At 41.0% G+C, this 16,134-nt stretch carries 19 protein-coding genes; all 19 read left to right on the top strand.

Annotated features, from left to right (window positions below):
- Window positions 1-233: 233 nt before the first annotated feature.
- The 19 genes from ACHBIF_RS02045 to ACHBIF_RS01955 all read left to right on the top strand — a co-directional run bounded on the left by ACHBIF_RS02045 (window position 234) and on the right by ACHBIF_RS01955 (window position 16,117).
- Window positions 234-2,519: a phage/plasmid primase, P4 family gene (locus tag ACHBIF_RS02045; protein WP_394718326.1), complete on the top strand. Its 2,286-nt coding sequence runs from the start codon at window positions 234-236 to the stop codon at window positions 2,517-2,519.
- Window positions 2,520-2,803: 284 nt separating this feature from the next.
- Window positions 2,804-3,085, top strand: a complete 282-nt coding sequence (locus ACHBIF_RS02040) for a VRR-NUC domain-containing protein (RefSeq protein WP_336324005.1) — start codon at window positions 2,804-2,806, stop codon at window positions 3,083-3,085.
- Window positions 3,066-4,442: an SNF2-related protein gene (locus ACHBIF_RS02035; protein ID WP_394718324.1), complete on the top strand. Its 1,377-nt coding sequence runs from the start codon at window positions 3,066-3,068 to the stop codon at window positions 4,440-4,442. Before ACHBIF_RS02040 ends, ACHBIF_RS02035 begins: the two co-directional genes overlap by 20 nt.
- Window positions 4,435-4,911 (top strand): hypothetical protein, encoded by a 477-nt coding sequence (locus ACHBIF_RS02030; RefSeq protein WP_154803689.1) that lies wholly within the window; start codon window positions 4,435-4,437, stop codon window positions 4,909-4,911. Before ACHBIF_RS02035 ends, ACHBIF_RS02030 begins: the two co-directional genes overlap by 8 nt.
- 216 nt (window positions 4,912-5,127) lie before the next feature.
- The gene (locus ACHBIF_RS02025; protein ID WP_014638129.1) at window positions 5,128-5,310 is read left to right on the top strand and encodes a DUF6900 domain-containing protein; all 183 of its coding nucleotides are present in this window, start codon (window positions 5,128-5,130) and stop codon (window positions 5,308-5,310) included.
- Between the two features lie 47 nt (window positions 5,311-5,357).
- Window positions 5,358-6,395 (top strand): methionine adenosyltransferase, encoded by a 1,038-nt coding sequence (gene metK / locus ACHBIF_RS02020; RefSeq protein WP_394718322.1) that lies wholly within the window; start codon window positions 5,358-5,360, stop codon window positions 6,393-6,395.
- A 1-nt stretch (window position 6,396) separates the two neighbouring features.
- Window positions 6,397-6,762 (top strand): HNH endonuclease, encoded by a 366-nt coding sequence (locus tag ACHBIF_RS02015; protein ID WP_394718320.1) that lies wholly within the window; start codon window positions 6,397-6,399, stop codon window positions 6,760-6,762.
- Window positions 6,763-7,060: 298 nt separating this feature from the next.
- Complete coding sequence (locus tag ACHBIF_RS02010) at window positions 7,061-7,522, top strand: helix-turn-helix domain-containing protein (protein WP_394718318.1); 462 nt, start codon at window positions 7,061-7,063, stop codon at window positions 7,520-7,522.
- Window positions 7,494-8,750 (top strand): site-specific DNA-methyltransferase, encoded by a 1,257-nt coding sequence (locus ACHBIF_RS02005; RefSeq protein WP_394718316.1) that lies wholly within the window; start codon window positions 7,494-7,496, stop codon window positions 8,748-8,750. The genes ACHBIF_RS02010 and ACHBIF_RS02005 overlap by 29 nt, the downstream gene beginning before the upstream one ends.
- Window positions 8,747-10,027 carry a DNA cytosine methyltransferase gene (locus tag ACHBIF_RS02000; RefSeq protein WP_394718314.1) on the top strand — a complete coding sequence of 427 codons (1,281 nt, stop codon included), beginning with the start codon at window positions 8,747-8,749 and terminating at the stop codon, window positions 10,025-10,027. Before ACHBIF_RS02005 ends, ACHBIF_RS02000 begins: the two co-directional genes overlap by 4 nt.
- A 72-nt stretch (window positions 10,028-10,099) precedes the next feature.
- The gene (locus ACHBIF_RS01995; RefSeq protein WP_394718312.1) at window positions 10,100-10,348 is read left to right on the top strand and encodes a hypothetical protein; all 249 of its coding nucleotides are present in this window, start codon (window positions 10,100-10,102) and stop codon (window positions 10,346-10,348) included.
- Between the two features lies 1 nt (window position 10,349).
- The gene (locus ACHBIF_RS01990) at window positions 10,350-10,562 is read left to right on the top strand and encodes a DUF4314 domain-containing protein (RefSeq protein WP_015057738.1); all 213 of its coding nucleotides are present in this window, start codon (window positions 10,350-10,352) and stop codon (window positions 10,560-10,562) included.
- Between the two features lie 282 nt (window positions 10,563-10,844).
- The gene (locus tag ACHBIF_RS01985) at window positions 10,845-11,318 is read left to right on the top strand and encodes a phage terminase small subunit P27 family (RefSeq protein WP_136074412.1); all 474 of its coding nucleotides are present in this window, start codon (window positions 10,845-10,847) and stop codon (window positions 11,316-11,318) included.
- Complete coding sequence (locus ACHBIF_RS01980; protein ID WP_394718309.1) at window positions 11,315-12,907, top strand: terminase large subunit; 1,593 nt, start codon at window positions 11,315-11,317, stop codon at window positions 12,905-12,907. Before ACHBIF_RS01985 ends, ACHBIF_RS01980 begins: the two co-directional genes overlap by 4 nt.
- A 59-nt stretch (window positions 12,908-12,966) precedes the next feature.
- Window positions 12,967-13,269, top strand: coding sequence for a type II toxin-antitoxin system RelB/DinJ family antitoxin (locus ACHBIF_RS01975; RefSeq protein WP_105206151.1), 303 nt, complete (start codon window positions 12,967-12,969; stop codon window positions 13,267-13,269).
- Complete coding sequence (locus tag ACHBIF_RS01970) at window positions 13,269-13,607, top strand: type II toxin-antitoxin system RelE/ParE family toxin (RefSeq protein WP_394718306.1); 339 nt, start codon at window positions 13,269-13,271, stop codon at window positions 13,605-13,607. Before ACHBIF_RS01975 ends, ACHBIF_RS01970 begins: the two co-directional genes overlap by 1 nt.
- A gap of 136 nt (window positions 13,608-13,743) precedes the next feature.
- Window positions 13,744-14,088: a hypothetical protein gene (locus ACHBIF_RS01965; protein ID WP_394718304.1), complete on the top strand. Its 345-nt coding sequence runs from the start codon at window positions 13,744-13,746 to the stop codon at window positions 14,086-14,088.
- A gap of 57 nt (window positions 14,089-14,145) precedes the next feature.
- Window positions 14,146-15,429 (top strand): phage portal protein, encoded by a 1,284-nt coding sequence (locus ACHBIF_RS01960; protein WP_099832202.1) that lies wholly within the window; start codon window positions 14,146-14,148, stop codon window positions 15,427-15,429.
- A complete protein-coding gene (locus ACHBIF_RS01955; RefSeq protein WP_024416040.1) occupies window positions 15,422-16,117 on the top strand; it encodes a head maturation protease, ClpP-related in 696 nt (231 codons plus the stop codon). The genes ACHBIF_RS01960 and ACHBIF_RS01955 overlap by 8 nt, the downstream gene beginning before the upstream one ends.
- Window positions 16,118-16,134 lie beyond the last annotated feature (17 nt).

Raw genomic sequence — 16,134 nt, 5'->3', positions numbered from 1 at the left:
AGATTTTTTTTTAGACATACCTCTTACACATTACTAAGTAGAACCAAGTGATGTTTTTCCGTTAGATTTGAAAAAACTTTTGAATATCAAAAAAGTTTCCTGTGCATTTAATAGGAAACTTCTATTTTTTTGAATAATTTTTTTCTGAAAGAGTGGAAAAATTTGTCAGATTCTTACTTAGTAAGTTAAGAAGATATATTTCTAAATTACTGCAAAAATATGGAGGGTGCATAATGCAATTTACCTTAGCTCATTCAGGACAGACTGGGGTTCAGACAACCACGGTTTATCCCAATCAAGTAACTATTACTGATGAAATATCGCTACAAACTGTTGCGCAATTTGACCATGTGGCGGGGCTGTTTTTAAACAATACACGCTCAAATACCAATTTCATTCAGTCGGACGTTTTGGTCATGGATATTGATAATGACCACACTGAAAATCCAGATGAGTGGATAACTGTAGAGAGTTTAAAAGAAATCTTTGCGGATTATAACTTTGCCTTGGTAACTAGTCGAAGTCATATGCAGGCAAAGTCAGGAAAAGCTCCAAGACCAAAATATCATATATACTTCCAAATCAATGAGGTAACTGATAAAGATTTCTACGTAGCTATGAAGGAAGAACTTTGTAATCAATACAAGTTTTTTGATGATAATGCCAAGGATGCGGCAAGGTTCTTCTTTGGAAATCCAAATGCTCAGGTTATATGGCATGATTCATGGCTAACTATTGATGAAGATTTGTTTCAAGCTATATCTATTGATGACGAGGAAGATTTCGATGCAGACTTTTATACTCCTCCAAGTGGACCAATCCAGCAAGGGAGTCGTAATTCAACGATGTCTGTATTTGCTGCGAAAATTCTCAAACGGCTAGGCGTGACACAAGAAGCAAGGGATGGCTTTGATGAACAAGCTGAAAAGTGTGAACCACCATTGGATAAAGCGGAGTTAGATACCATCTGGGGCAGTGCAGTACGTTTCTACAATAAAACCATTAAAAGTTCTGAAGGTTATGTTTCACCAGAACAGTTTAATCGAGAAACACTGAAACCAGATGACTACTCCGATGTCGGTGAAGCAGGAGTATTGGCTCGTGAGTATTGTGACAAATTAGCTTATACCAATGCGACAGATTATCTCTATTACGATGGAACGTATTGGCGTGAGAACAAGCAGTTGGCATTAGGGGCAGTTGTACACTTTACTGATGAACAACTTGCTGAAGCGAATGCACTCTTAGAAACTACAGAAAAACAACTTCAGTATTCAGGTATTGATGAATTGACCATTAAGGCTGGTGGAAAGCGACTAGAAAATGCAGTTGAAACTCCACTTCAATTGAAATATTTAAAAGCCTATCTTGCAGCTAAAGAGTTCCATAAATTTGTTATGAAACATCGTGACTATAAGAATTTGATGGCTGTCTATAATACGGCAAAGCCGATGCTTTCAGTAGAATTGTCAGAACTAGATAGTGATGACTTATTACTCAATACCCCAGAGGCTACCTATGATTTACGAAAAGGAATAAACGGGTCACAAGAACACAATCCTGAAGATTATATAACTAAAATGACAGCAGTCTCTCCTAGTGATCATGGAGTTGGATTATGGCAGGAAACTTTAGCTACCTTTTTCTGTAATGACCAAGAATTAATTGATTATGTTCAAGAAATTATTGGTATGGCGGCAATCGGTAAGGTCTATCAGGAACACATGATTATTGCCTATGGAGGCGGAGCGAACGGCAAGTCTACTTTTTGGAATACCATTGCTCGTGTGCTAGGTAGCTACTCAGGGAAATTATCTGCGGATGCTTTAACCATGTCAAACAAGCGTAACGTGAGTCCTGAGCTTGCAGAGCTTAAAGGGAAACGTCTGGTCATTGCATCTGAGATGGCTGAGGGTATGCGTCTCAATACAGCTGTTGTTAAGCAGATTACCTCAACAGATGAAATCCAAGCTGAGAAAAAGTACAAGGATCCATTTCACTTCGTGCCGTCACACACGCTGGTTCTTTACACCAACCATCTGCCTAAAGTAGGTGCGAACGATGATGGAACTTGGCGACGTTTGGTTGTTATTCCCTTTAATGCTAAAATCACTGGTCGCTCTGACATCAAAAACTTTGCGGATCATTTGTATGACAATGCGGCACCTGCAATTTTGTCTTGGATTATCGAAGGTGCAGAAAAAGCTATCAAAGCGAACTTCAAAACAAAAGTACCAACTGCGGTATCATCTTCCGTCAAAGCCTATCGTGAGGCCAATGATTGGTTAGGACACTTCCTTAGTGACTGCTGTCAAGTTGGTGATCAGTTGACAGAAAAATCAGGAGAGCTCTACAGTCAATATCGTGCCTATTGCGCCAAAAACATGGAGTACACACGCAGTACGACAGATTTTTATTCTGCTCTTGATCAAGCAGGTTTTAAACGAAAACGGACAAGTAAAGGTAACCTCATTCTTGGTTTGAAATTGGTCGATGATGGCTATGATTTCTTAGATTAATGACCAACATTTTTATCCACCTTACCTCCACAAGAGAGGTGATGGACTATTTTAGGTGTGTAGGTCGTTGACTAAATTGTTGGAACTTATTTTTAATGAGGTTTCGGAAAAATGATTGAAACGACCAACATGAGTGACATTTTTTGATTTTGTGTAGGTCTATTATGGTCTTTTCTAAAACTATCCTATAAGCAAAAATTACTATAAAAAAAGCATATAAGAGGAGTTTTGGAAATGACTGCACTAGACCTACACACTTCAATTTGATGAAAGGATTTAGAACGATGAGAGAAAAGTACGTTGAGCAAGCTCTGGTGAGGTCTGTGAAAGCTCGAGGAGGCATTTGTCCTAAGTGGGTATCACCATCTTTTTCTGGTGTGCCAGACAGGTTGGTTTTTTTACCCAATGGCAAGTTTGGCTTGGTGGAAGTAAAAGCTCCTGACCAAAAGCCAAGGATGTTACAAGTGTCAAGATATAAACTGTTCGAGCGGTTAGGCTTTACGGTTTATGTGATTGACCGCATTGAGATGATTGGAGAGGTGCTAGATGAAATTGACATTACATAACTATCAAGTAGTCGTCAAGGACTTCATCATAGGTCACCCTTATGCAGCAGTCATCTTAGACATGGGGATGGGAAAGACGGCTACAACCTTGTCTGCGGTGAATGAGCTGATGTTTGATAGGTTTGAAGTCACTAAGGTATTGGTTGTTGCACCACTTCGAGTCGCAAATACAGTATGGAGTGATGAGATTGAGCAATGGTCAGAGTTGCGTCACTTGCGTTATTCGAAAATTGTGGGAACTCCTAAGCAACGAAAAGTAGCTCTTCAGAAAGATGCGGACATCTATATTGTCAATCGTGAAAACCTCCCTTGGTTGGTGGAACAATGTAGTCCCTACTTCAAGTGGGATATGGTAGTGATTGATGAATTGAGTTCTTTCAAGTCTTGGCAGTCCAAACGTTTCAAAGCCTTTATGGCAATGCGTCCTTACGTGAAACGTATCGTTGGTTTGACTGGAACACCAAGCTCAAATGGGTTAATGGATTTGTTTGCAGAGTTTAAAGTTATTGACGGAGGAGAACGTCTTGGTCGGTTCATCGGTGAGTTTCGTAGTCGCTACTTTGAAGAAGGTCGTCGCAATGGAAACATTGTTTATGAATACATCCCTATGGATTATGCGGAGTGTCAAATTCAAGACAAGATTAGTGATATTACCATTTCCATGAAAGCCCTAGACTATCTGGATATGCCTGAATTGATTTCAACCAAGAAACTGGTGCGTATGTCAGAAAAGGAAAAAGAAAAGTACAGTCAGTTTAAGAAAGAGTATGTATTGTCAGAGTTAGACGGACTAGAAGTAACTGCCGCAAATGCTGCAAGCCTGACGAACAAGTTAGTTCAGTTGTCCAATGGTGCTGTATATTCTGATGATCATACAGTCGTGCCGCTTCATGAACAGAAACTAGATGCCCTTGAAGATATCCTTGAATCCGCAAATGGAGAACCTATCTTAGTTGCCTATTGGTTCAAACATGACTTAGCTCGGATTATTGGTCGTTTAGAAAAACTCAAGGTAAAGAGTCGTGTGCTGAAAACAGAAGAAGATATTCGTGAGTGGAACAAGGGAAATGTTCCAGTTGGTATACTTCATCCAGCTAGTGCAGGTCATGGGTTGAACCTCCAAAAAGGTGGACACCACTTGGTCTGGTTTGGATTAACCTGGTCATTGGAATTATACCAACAAACAAATGCACGACTTTGGCGACAGGGTCAAGAGGCTGAGACAGTTGTTATCCAACACATTGTGACTGAAGGAACGATTGATGAGGAAATCCTCAAGGCACTAGAAAACAAAGATGCACAACAAGAACGGCTGATTGCAGCTGTTAGAGCACAAGTAGGAGGGAAAGATGGATAAGGCAGAGCACATACTGACGAATTACAATGAACTCAAAAGTGACTTGGAGATGTTAAAGTATCGTTTGGAACATTTCAAACCAGTGACAGAAAATGAGGTTATTGGTTCACTCGTTTTTGAAAAATCTGATGAACCTAGAGTTAAAAGCACACCTACCAATCAAAGGTCAGAGATGATTGCGCTGAATTTTCGTGAGAAGATGATTCAGGAAAATGAGGAACAATTGGCGGATTTATCGCAACGGTATATCCGATTGGCTAATGACCTTGATAATTTTGAGATGGCTTTAAAATTTCTTAAGGGAGATTTATATGATTTTGCGCAATCCATGCTTAAGACAGATAGTAATTGGGATAGCTTGATGAGAGAGTTTCATATTAGCCGAAGTACTGTTAGAAATTGGCGACGTAAGGTCTTAGACCATGTTAGGGAAGTGTATATGAAAATGGGATTTTCTTTGGAAAAGTAACCTCCCCCTGACCTAACATTGACCTCCCCTTGACCTACCAGTAACCTCCCCCTGACCTCCCCCTGCACTAAGTGTGACCTAACATTGACCTCACTTTGTCAAAATTTGTGGTAGAATTGTAAGTGTCAAAAAAGACAAAAAATACTCAGAAATGACTGGATATATCTCCTTTTTAGAGTTAATATGTACACAACAAAAGAAGAGGAGAGCAATACCATGACAAAACGCCAAGAAGAAAAACTCAATGCCCTTTTAACAGAGATTGCTAAAGAAGAACTACTAGTTGAAACCTTGGAAAAACGCTGGAGCGACAACCTCGATTTCTACGATGTTTCGGTTTGGGGAATCAAAAGAGCATTGGAGAGAGCCTACGAAGCAGGCCGTCAATCAGTAAAATAAACCAAAGCCTAGCCTCATAAAGGTTGGGCTTTTTGCGTGGAGGAATTATGATTATTTCTAGTGAACAAGTGTCGGTTGGACACCCTGATAAAATCTGTGACCAGATTTCAGATGCTATTGTGACAGAGTGTCTCAAGTTTGACAAATCAAGTCGAGTGGCAGTTGAGACCTTAATCAAGGATAACCAAGTTGTGGTAGCTGGTGAAATTTCAACTAGACATTACTTTAATCTCGAGAACATTGTACGTCAGGTTGTCGAGCCACTTGGTATGAAGAATGTTCGGGTAACTAACCTACTTGGACTCCAAAGTTCTGATATTGCCCAAGGTGTTGATAATGGTGGAGCTGGTGACCAAGGACTGATGTTTGGTTATGCGACAGATGAAACACCGGAGTACCTGCCACTTCCTTATGTCTTAGCAACTCGAGTCCTTGAGAAACTGATGTCACTTGGTCATCCCTTACTTGGAAAGGATGCAAAAGCACAGGTATCCTACGACTATGAGAAGAAACGGATTGACACCTTCTTAGTTTCCATCCAACATATCGGAACGGCTGACCTAGCCAAAGTGAAACGAATTGTGACTGAAGCTATGATGTCAGTAGCACTTCGTTACCGTCAGAATCTAGATTTCAAAGTTCTAGTCAATCCAACTGGTCGCTTTGTACTTGGTGGCTCATTTGCGGATGCAGGAGTGACAGGACGTAAGATTGTGGCAGATACCTACGGTGGTTTCGCACATCATGGTGGCGGTGCCTTCTCTGGAAAAGACCCAAGCAAGGTTGACCGCTCCGCAGCATACATGGCACGAAAGATTGCTAAGGATATTGTTAGAGAAGGGTATGCGAAACGATGTGAAGTACAATTAGCCTACGCCATTGGAGTTGCAGAACCAGTGTCGGTGTATGTAGAAACCTTTGGAAGCAGTCGTTACACCACAAAACAGCTGGAAGGAATGATTCGTGAGCGGTATGATTTAACACCACAAGGTATCATTAAGGAACTTCATCTCTTGAATGTAGACTACACCAAAACATCTTGCTTCGGGCATTTCACGAAAGACTATCTTCCTTGGGAGAAGTAAAATGCCACGAAGACCAAGTACACCTTGTAAACAAAATGGTTGTCCTAACTTAGTATCATATGGACAGAAGTATTGTGCGAACCATAAAGCAAACAACCAATTGGATGCCAAGTCAACCAAAGCAAAAGGATACAATGCCCAGTGGAACAAAGCACGACTTCGTTACTTAAAAGTTCATCCACTCTGTGTTCAATGCAAAGCCAAAGGTCGTCTGACCAAGGCAACTGTTGTTGATCACATCACTCCCCACCGAGGTGACCAAGAACTCTTTTGGAATCAATCTAACTGGCAAGCACTTTGTAAGTCTTGTCATGATAGAAAGACCAAGACGACTGACCGATATGTGGAGTATACGTATCGATTTTAGTCCTGGAGTTTCGTTACAAAAGTATCTCATTTTTCATCCATTGGGGGAGGGGGGATGAAATCTCTAAACCCTTGGGAGACTAAGACCGACGCCCCCTCAAACGTGAAATTTCGCAAAATTCGCAAGTGGGTACATTAAAATTGCTTCATTTTGACGTTTCTTCCCACCGTTATCACGTTTCTAATGTGGGGATGTAGCGTTCCCTAGTATGTAATTTTGGTAATAAAATAGTGAAAAAGGCTAGAAACAATGTAGATAATAGTTGTTTTTAGTCCTTTTTAGCTGGAAAGGAAAACTAATGGACGAAAGTCAACGCAAACAAATCTGGAAAATGCGAGCAGAAGGTCTTGGTTATGGATTCATCGGAAAGGCTACAGGTTTATCTAGAGATTCCGTTAAGAAATACTGTAAACGAAATCCAGCATTGCTTGGTCATGGTGCGGCAACAAAGCAGATGGCAAAATCCGACCAGAATGATGGGCTTCGTTGCCCTCAGTGTTATCAAGTACTTAAAACACACAAAATAGGTAGACCAAAGAAGTTCTGTTCGGATAAATGTCGTAAGGTTTGGTGGACAACTCATTCTGACGAACACGATAAATCAAAAACTGCATATGAAGATTTGACTTGCCAACATTGTGGCAGGTCATTTTTATCTTATGCCAATCCAAATAGAAAATATTGTAGCCATTCGTGTTACATCCAATCACGCTTTTATAAAGGAGAAACCAATGACAAGTCAACCAACAATGGAAATTAGAGAGATTCGATTGTCTGAATTACACCCAGCCTCTTATAATCCTCGGAAAAAACTCAAAAAGGGTGACAAGGAGTATGAAAAGATTAAGCAAAGCCTACTCAAGTTTGGCTACGTTGACCCCATCATTGTCAATAAAGATTTGACAGTTATTGGTGGCCATCAACGATTGACTGTATTGAAGGACTTAGACTATGAAACTGCCAAATGTGTCATTGTCGATTTATCCAAGGAAGATGAAAAGGCTTTAAACATAGCCCTTAACAAAATCACCGGTCAATGGGATGACCAGCTTTTGGCGGACTTGCTTTTGGATTTACAGGAGTCAGATTTCAATCTCGACCTGACTGGTTTTGAACCACCAGAAATTGACGATATCCTATCAAATGTCCATGATAAAGACCTATCAGATGATGACTTTGATGTAGAAGAGGAATTAAAGAAACCCACCTTCTCAAAACGAGGGGACATTTGGCAACTTGGTAAGCATCGAGTGATTTGTGGAGACTCTACGAAAGCTGAAACATATGACCAACTGTTAGGTGATAAAAAGGCAAATTTGGTTGTGACAGACCCTCCCTATAATGTAGACGTTGAAGAAACAGCTGGAAAGATTCTCAATGACAATATGCCTGATAGTGACTTTTACCAGTTTCTCTTTGATATGTTCACTCAGGTAGAAAAACATATGGAAGCTGATGCCTCCATCTATGTTTTCCATGCGGATACGGAAGGACTGAACTTCCGTAAGGCATTTAAAGATGCAGGCTTCTATCTCAGTGGATGTTGCATTTGGAAGAAGAACTCATTAGTGCTTGGACGTAGTCCCTATCAGTGGCAACATGAACCTTGCCTATTTGGCTGGAAACAAAAGGGAAAACACCAGTGGTTCAGTGACCGTAAACAGACGACCATTTGGGAATATGACCGTCCAAAATCCAGTAAGGACCATCCAACGATGAAACCCATTCCGCTCATGGCCTATCCTATTCAAAATTCATCCATGCGTGGGACGATTGTTCTTGATCCATTCCTTGGTTCTGGCTCAACCCTAATGGCCGCAGACCAAACTGGTCGAGTTTGTTACGGCATTGAGTTGGATGAGAAATTTGTGGATGTCATTGTCAAACGTTATATAGAGTCAACAGGAAATCATAACGTGACGGTGTTGCGAGATGGACAGACTTTGACCTTTGATGAAGCCTATTTAATGATGGAGGAGTCGGTATGACCTTAACTTTTCTTGATTTCTTTGCAGGAGTGGGTGGTTTTCGTCGTGGTTTGGAATTAGCTGGTTTCAAATGTATCGGTTACTGTGAGAAGGATAAGTTTGCACGAAAATCTTATGAAGCAATGTATGACACGAAAGGAGAATGGTTTCATGACGACATCACAAACATTGACCCAACACAACTTCCAAAAGCAGATTTATGGACTGCGGGAAGCCCTTGTCAAAATGTGTCTATCGCAGGGAAGCGAGCAGGACTATACGGTGAACGAAGTGGACTCTTTTTTACATTTGTTGACCTCCTCCAAAGCCAAGAGGAAGAAGATAAACCCGAGTGGATACTCCTTGAAAATGTTAAGGGACTTTTATCAAGTGGCGGGGGACGAGATTATCTCGACTATCTCTCTATCTTGGATGAAGCAGGGTACGACCTTGAGTGGCAAGTGTTCAATTCAAAAGACTACGGAGTTCCCCAAAATCGAGAACGCATCTACACTCTCGGACATCTTAGAAGCAGAGGTCGACGAAAAGTACTACCTATCAGCGGAGAAAGCGGTAGCCATCTTAAGCAACTTGTAGGTGGTATGCAAAGCTACCGTGTCTACGACCCTAGTGGAATTGCCACAACTCTTGTTGGTGAGGGTGGGGGACTGGGTGCTAAGACTGGTCTTTATCTAATTGACCAATCTTTGACAGAACCAAAGTTGACAGATGAGGCACGTTGTATCACTGCACGATATACTGCTGGAGCTACAAAGAGGACGGCCATGAACTCTGGAGTACTCGAAATTCAACCCATTCTAACACCCAATCGAATCAAGAAACGTCAAAATGGACGTAGGCTCAAGGAACAGGATGAGCCAATGTTCACTTTGACCTCTCAAGACCGCCATGGTGTTCTCGAAGGCATCAAAGTCAGAAATGGTACGAAGCAAGGTTATCAAGTTGCAGAGGTAGGAGATTCAGTAGATTTATCCTATCCCAACTCTCCAACGAGACGAGCAAGAGTTGGGAAGGGAATTGCCCATAACCTATCCTGTGGTGGTCAAATGGGTGCTGTGGTTTGGAATAGTCGCGTTGTAAAAATCAGACGTTTAACCCCTAGAGAATGTTTTCGCCTACAAGGATTTTCGGATGATTTGTTCGAGAAAGCCCAGGCAGTAAACTCCGATGCCCAACTGTATAAACAAGCTGGAAATGGTGTGACAGTAACAGTTGTCTATGCCATTGGTTGTGCCATTCTAGCAAGCGAAGAATTATCGAAAATATCTTCAAAATAATCGAGAAATGACTGGATATATGTCTCCTTTAGAGGTAATATGTACACAACAAAGGAAGAGGAGAACAAATCCATGACAACAACACTTGAAAAACTTTACGAAATCTACCCAGCAACCGCAAGTATCATTCCTTACAAAGATTGGGTCATCGTTGCATCGAATGGATATAAAGGAACAGAAGTTGAGATTTACGAAACGGCTGATAGTCTTGAAGAGTTTGAAAACTTTGACCGCAGATTTGACCGCATTTTCCAAGAAGCAGGAACATTCGAAGACTTTGGACATGCAGTTAAGTGGGCATTTGAAAAGATTGGAGAATAACATGGACGCAAAAATGTTCAATAACTTAAAGACAACCTATCCGGTTGGGACTAAGGTTAGATTAGTTAGAATGGATGACCCACATCCAGTTCCTAAAGGCACACTTGGAACTGTGATTGGAGTGGATGACATTGGTTCACTCTTAGTCAAGTGGGAAAACGGCAGTTGCCTAAATGTTTTGTATGGAATTGATATCGTAGAAAAGGTAATGTGAGATGTGGGAAATTATGACTCGAACGGTTGGAGACAGACATTACGTTTGTGAGTTTCTCCGTGAAGACACAACAGACCCAAGGAATATAGACGGTGCATGGATTAGAATACTGACAATAAAACGTGATGGTGAATATATCTACCAATATAGATATGGGAATGAAATAGATAACATGGACGACATTGATAGAACAGTTTGTCAGGCTGTTCTTGATAACTTTAATGAACTTTAAGAATGAACTCGAATTGAGTTCTTTTTTCTTACTCTAAAGGAGGTGAGATTGTGGCAATCAGGGGGCGAAAACCAAAGCCTACGAATATGAAAATACTTGAGGGAAATCCTGGTAAGCGACCACTCCCTACGAATGAAGTCAAACCCAAACAAAAAGCCCCACGTTGCCCACAGTGGCTTGAAGATGATGCAAAGAAGGAGTGGAAACGGATGGGAAAAATTCTCGAACAGATGGGAATTTTAACCGAAATGGACATGACTGCTTTTGCAGGTTACTGTCAAGCATACGCTCGCTGGAAAGAGGCGGAAGAGTTCCTTTCCAAGCATGGCTCCATCATCAAAACTCCGAATGGCTATCTCCAACAAGTCCCTCAAGTCTCTATCAGCCAGACTAACCTCAAAATCATGCTTAAATTCTGTGAACAATTTGGTTTGACACCTTCAGCCCGTAACCGTCTAGCAACGATGGATGCGGAAGTTGGTAGCGGTGATGAAATGGAAGATTTGTTAGGAGGAATTTTATGAGATATCATTATGAACCAAGTCCATTCATGCTTCCAACCTCACACTATGATAAGGCAAAGGCTGATAGGGCAGTAACATTTATCAATAACCTCTCCCACACCAAAGGCAAGTGGGCTGGAAAGCGATTTGATTTGTTGCCGTGGCAGGAACAGATTGTCCGTGACCTATTTGGAATTGTCAAGGAAGATGGCAATCGCCAATTCCTAACAGCTTACATAGAAATTCCAAAGAAGAATGGTAAGTCTGAGCTAGCGGCAGCTATCGCTCTTTATCTACTTTATGCGGATAATGAAGCCAGTGCAGAAGTTTATGGTGCGGCTTGTGACCGAAATCAAGCGTCAATCGTGTTTGATGTAGCCAAGCAAATGGTGCAGATGAGTCGCCCCTTGGAAAAGCGTTCTAAGATAATGGGAGCAACCAAGCGTATTGTAAATTATTCTAACGCTGGTTTTTACCAAGTTCTTTCTGCAGAGACTGGGACAAAGCATGGACTAAACGTATCTGGCTTGGTCTTTGATGAAATCCACGCTCAGCCTAATCGTCATTTGTATGATGTATTAACCAAGGGGTCAGGAGATGCAAGGGAACAACCCCTCTTTTTTATTATCACAACAGCTGGAACGGATAGAAACTCTATCTGTTATGAGTTACATACCAAAGCATTGGATATTCTGAATGGTAGAAAGAAGGACACATCATTCTATCCAGTGGTTTATGGTTTATCTGATGAGGATGATTGGAATGATGAAGCCAATTGGCTCAAAGCAAACCCTTCACTAGGGCATACTATTGGGATTGACCGAGTTAGAGAAGCCTACCAACAGGCACTTGACAATCCTGCAGAAGAGAATGTTTTTAAGCAGCTCCGTCTAAATATGTGGACAAGCTCAAGTGTTGCTTGGATTCCAGAACATGTTTATGCGAAGGGAAATGATCCCATCCAATATGAAAGTCTCAAGGGTCGTAGCTGTTATGCAGGTTTAGATCTTTCTAGTACGTCAGATATAACAGCTTTTGTCTTGGTGTTCCCTCCTAGATTTGAAGAGGAAAACTATATCGTTCTGCCATTTTTTTGGCTACCTGAAGATTCATTGGAACTGAGGTGTCGACGTGACCATGTTCTGTATGATGTTTGGGAGCGTCAGGGATACATCAAAACTACAGAGGGGAATGTCGTTCACTATGGTTTTATCGAAAAGTTTATTGAAGACTTATCGGAAATCTATCATATCAAGGAAATAGCCTATGACCGTTGGAATGCGACGCAGATGGTTCAGAATCTAGAAGGAATGGGCTTGACCATGGTGCCTTTCGGTCAGGGGTACAAGGATATGAGTCCACCATCAAAGGAACTCTATAAACTTATGATGGAAGGCAAGATTCAACATGGTGGGCATCCAGTTCTGAAATGGATGGGACAAAACGTAGTCATGAGACAAGACCCTGCTGGCAATATCAAGCCTGATAAGGAAAAGTCAGTCGAGAAGATTGACGGTATTGTAGCACTCATTATGGGACTGGACCGTTGTATTCGCCATCAAACCGATGAAGGAAGTGTTTATGATGAACGTGGTATATTGAGTTTTTAGTTGACAAAATAAAGCAAAATACGTTACAATTGCAGTACAAAATTCAAAGGAGAAGTAGTATGGGAAAAACAGCCACTTTAAATGTACGTGTTGATTCGGATGATAAATTAAATGCAGAAAGTGTCTTGAAAGAGCTTGGAATGCCTATGTCTACATTGATTACCCTACTATTAAAGCAGGTTTCTATGACACGAAGCATTCCGTTTGATATTGCCTTACCACAAGCACCTTCTTCTGTGGATGTCTCACCACTGTCTGCTGGTGAATTGAAAGACATGTTGGTGCAGAGCTATCACTCAGCGGATCATGAAGAAACGATTTTGGCGGAAGATTTTTTCAAAGGTATTAAAGGGGTAAATTAATGATTGAATATCCCGTGAGATTGACAAAACAAGCCAGTGACGATTTGACTGCCATTTATCGCTTTATTGCGATAGAGCTACAATCACCTTTAACAGCAGATAAAAATATCCATCTCTTTGAACAATCCATCAAATCCTTATCAACGTTTCCAGAACGTTGTCCTATTCTTGAAGGGTTTGAGAGTGAGGGTATTGTGATTCGAAAACTTATTGTTAAAAACTATGTTATATTTTATCGTTTTGTTGGAGAGGTTGTAACTGTACTTCGAGTATTACATGGTACTTCTAACATTGATGTATTATTGAGAGATATCGCAGAAGATAATGATGTGAACTAATATTGGCATCTCCAAGCGGAGGTGCTTTTTCTATTCAAAGTGTTCAAAAAATAGTTGATAATATCGCCCAAATGACTTGATAAGTCCTTGCTTCTACGGTAATATGTGACTACAAAAAGAAGAGGGGAACAAAATAATGGCAACAAAAGCACGGATTGGAATATTGACTAAAAACCATACAGCACAAACAATCGAGGTAGCGTATGAAGGATATCCAGAATACACTGGGGAACTTCTAAAGAAACACTTTAAATCAAGCAAAGAAATTCGTGCATTACTTCAGAAAGGTGACATCATTCAGCTTGAAGATAGTCTTGATAAGATCGAACACGATGCCTTACAGGGGAATGCCCAGCAACATCGTTTCATCGGTGACATCAGCCAATTGGCAGAGGATACCTTGGCAGATTACATTTATCTTTTTCAAGAAAGCGACAAAACATGGTATCTTCTTGAAGAAGGAGAAATGAAAAACATCTAAGAATAAACGAAAAGCACTTCAATTGAGGTGCTTTTTTCGTACTCAAAAGGAGGAAGTATGGGATTACTAGATTTACTGGGACGTAAGCGTGCTAGAGATAAACCACGAAATAGTTATGAAGGTCAGGACTTCTCATATCTGTTTGGACGAACGACCAGTGGGGAGAATGTGGATGAGTTTAAAGCTATGCAGACGACAGCTGTGTATGCTTGTGTCCGTATCTTAGCTGAAGCAGTTGCTTCATTACCCATTCATGTATATGAGAGAACGGCAACTGGAAAGGAGAAGAAGGTGGAACATCCCCTTTATTTTCTCTTACATGATGAACCTAACCCTGAGATGTCATCCTTTGTCTTTAGAGAAACCTTGATGACCCATCTTCTGATATGGGGCAATGCCTATGTCCAGATTATCCGAGATAGGAGTGGACAGGTAATCAGTCTTTACCCACTCTTACCAGATAAGATGTCTGTTCAACGGGACGAAAGCGGAAAGCTCTATTACAAATACAAGCGTCAGTCAGAAGAAAATCCTAACTTTAAGGAAAAGGGTGATGCTATCTTGAGAGCAGAAGATGTTCTCCACGTTCCTGGTCTGGGTTTTGATGGCTTGATCGGTTATTCTCCAATTGCCCTTGCCAAAAATGCTATCGGTATGACATTGGCTACGGAAAACTATGGAGCATCATTCTTTAAAAATGGTGCAAATCCAGGTGGCGTTTTGGAACACCCAGGTATTCTCAAAGATCCAAAACGTGTGAGAGATTCATGGAATGCAGTCTATAATGGGGTAACCAATGCACATAAGGTGGCAGTACTTGAGGAAGGGATGAAATACACTCAAGTAGGCATACCACCTGAAGAAGCTCAGTTTCTTCAGACAAGAAAATTTCAAATCAATGAAATTGCAAGGCTCTATCGCATTCCACCTCATATGGTTGGTGACTTGGAGAAATCCTCATTTTCAAACATTGAGCAACAATCTCTAGAATTTGTTAAATACACCTTAGACCCTTGGGTAGTTCGTCTCGAACAGGCTTTCAAGAGGTCTCTTTTTTTACCTGAAGAAAAGAAAACCTACTTTGTGAAGTTCAATGTAGATGGTCTTCTTCGTGGCGATTATCAGAGTCGTATGAACGGCTATGCGATTGGGAGACAAAATGGCTGGCTATCGACGAATGATATTCGTGAACTTGAGGACTTGAATCTCCTTTCAGATGAGGAAGGAGGCAATCTCTACTTGATAAACGGCAATATGACGAAACTGAAGGATGCGGGTGGCTTTATGAAACAAGCAACGTTAGAACAAGAAACTCAATATGAGGAGGATATGGATGCATAAGTTTTGGAATTTTACAGAAGATGATAGTGGTCGAACACTTCGTATTGAAGGACAGATTGCTGAAGAGACGTGGTTTGGCGATGAAGTCACGCCACAAGTATTTAAAAATGATTTACATGCAGGAAGCGGAGACATCACCCTCTGGATTAATAGTCCAGGGGGTGATGTTTTTGCGGCTGCTCAAATCTATAACATGTTGATGGATTACAAAGGTGATGTCCATGTAGTGATTGATGGATTGGCCGCAAGTGCTGCTAGTGTCATTGCAATGGCAGGTACAACGGTTTCTATGAGTCCAGTAGCCATGATGATGATACACAATCCTTGGACAGTGGCACAAGGTGAAGCCAAAGATATGCAGAAAGTCATTGAAATGTTGGGAGAAATTAAGGAATCCATCATCAATGCCTATGAACTAAGAACAGGACTTTCAAGAACCAAGCTATCACACCTCATGGACTCAGAGTCTTGGTTCAATGCCAAAAAGGCTGTTGAACTGGGCTTTGCAGACAAGATTCTCTTTGACAAACAAGAGGAACATAGAATGGAGACTGAGAGTTATTCTTTCAGTCGAACTGCTGCCCAACAAGATTTACTTGTCAAAATGCAGGCGAAACTTGGAGTCCAACAACCAAAGAAAACAATCCCGATCAATCAGTTGGAAAAACGATTGAATTTGCTTAAATAACGAAAGGAAAATGAACT

The organism is Streptococcus sp. A11 (genome assembly GCF_043674225.1).
Taxonomy (GTDB): domain Bacteria; phylum Bacillota; class Bacilli; order Lactobacillales; family Streptococcaceae; genus Streptococcus; species Streptococcus suis_V.
The sequence above is the reverse complement of the archived record's forward strand: the minus strand, read 5'-3'. Positions and strand labels throughout refer to the sequence as shown.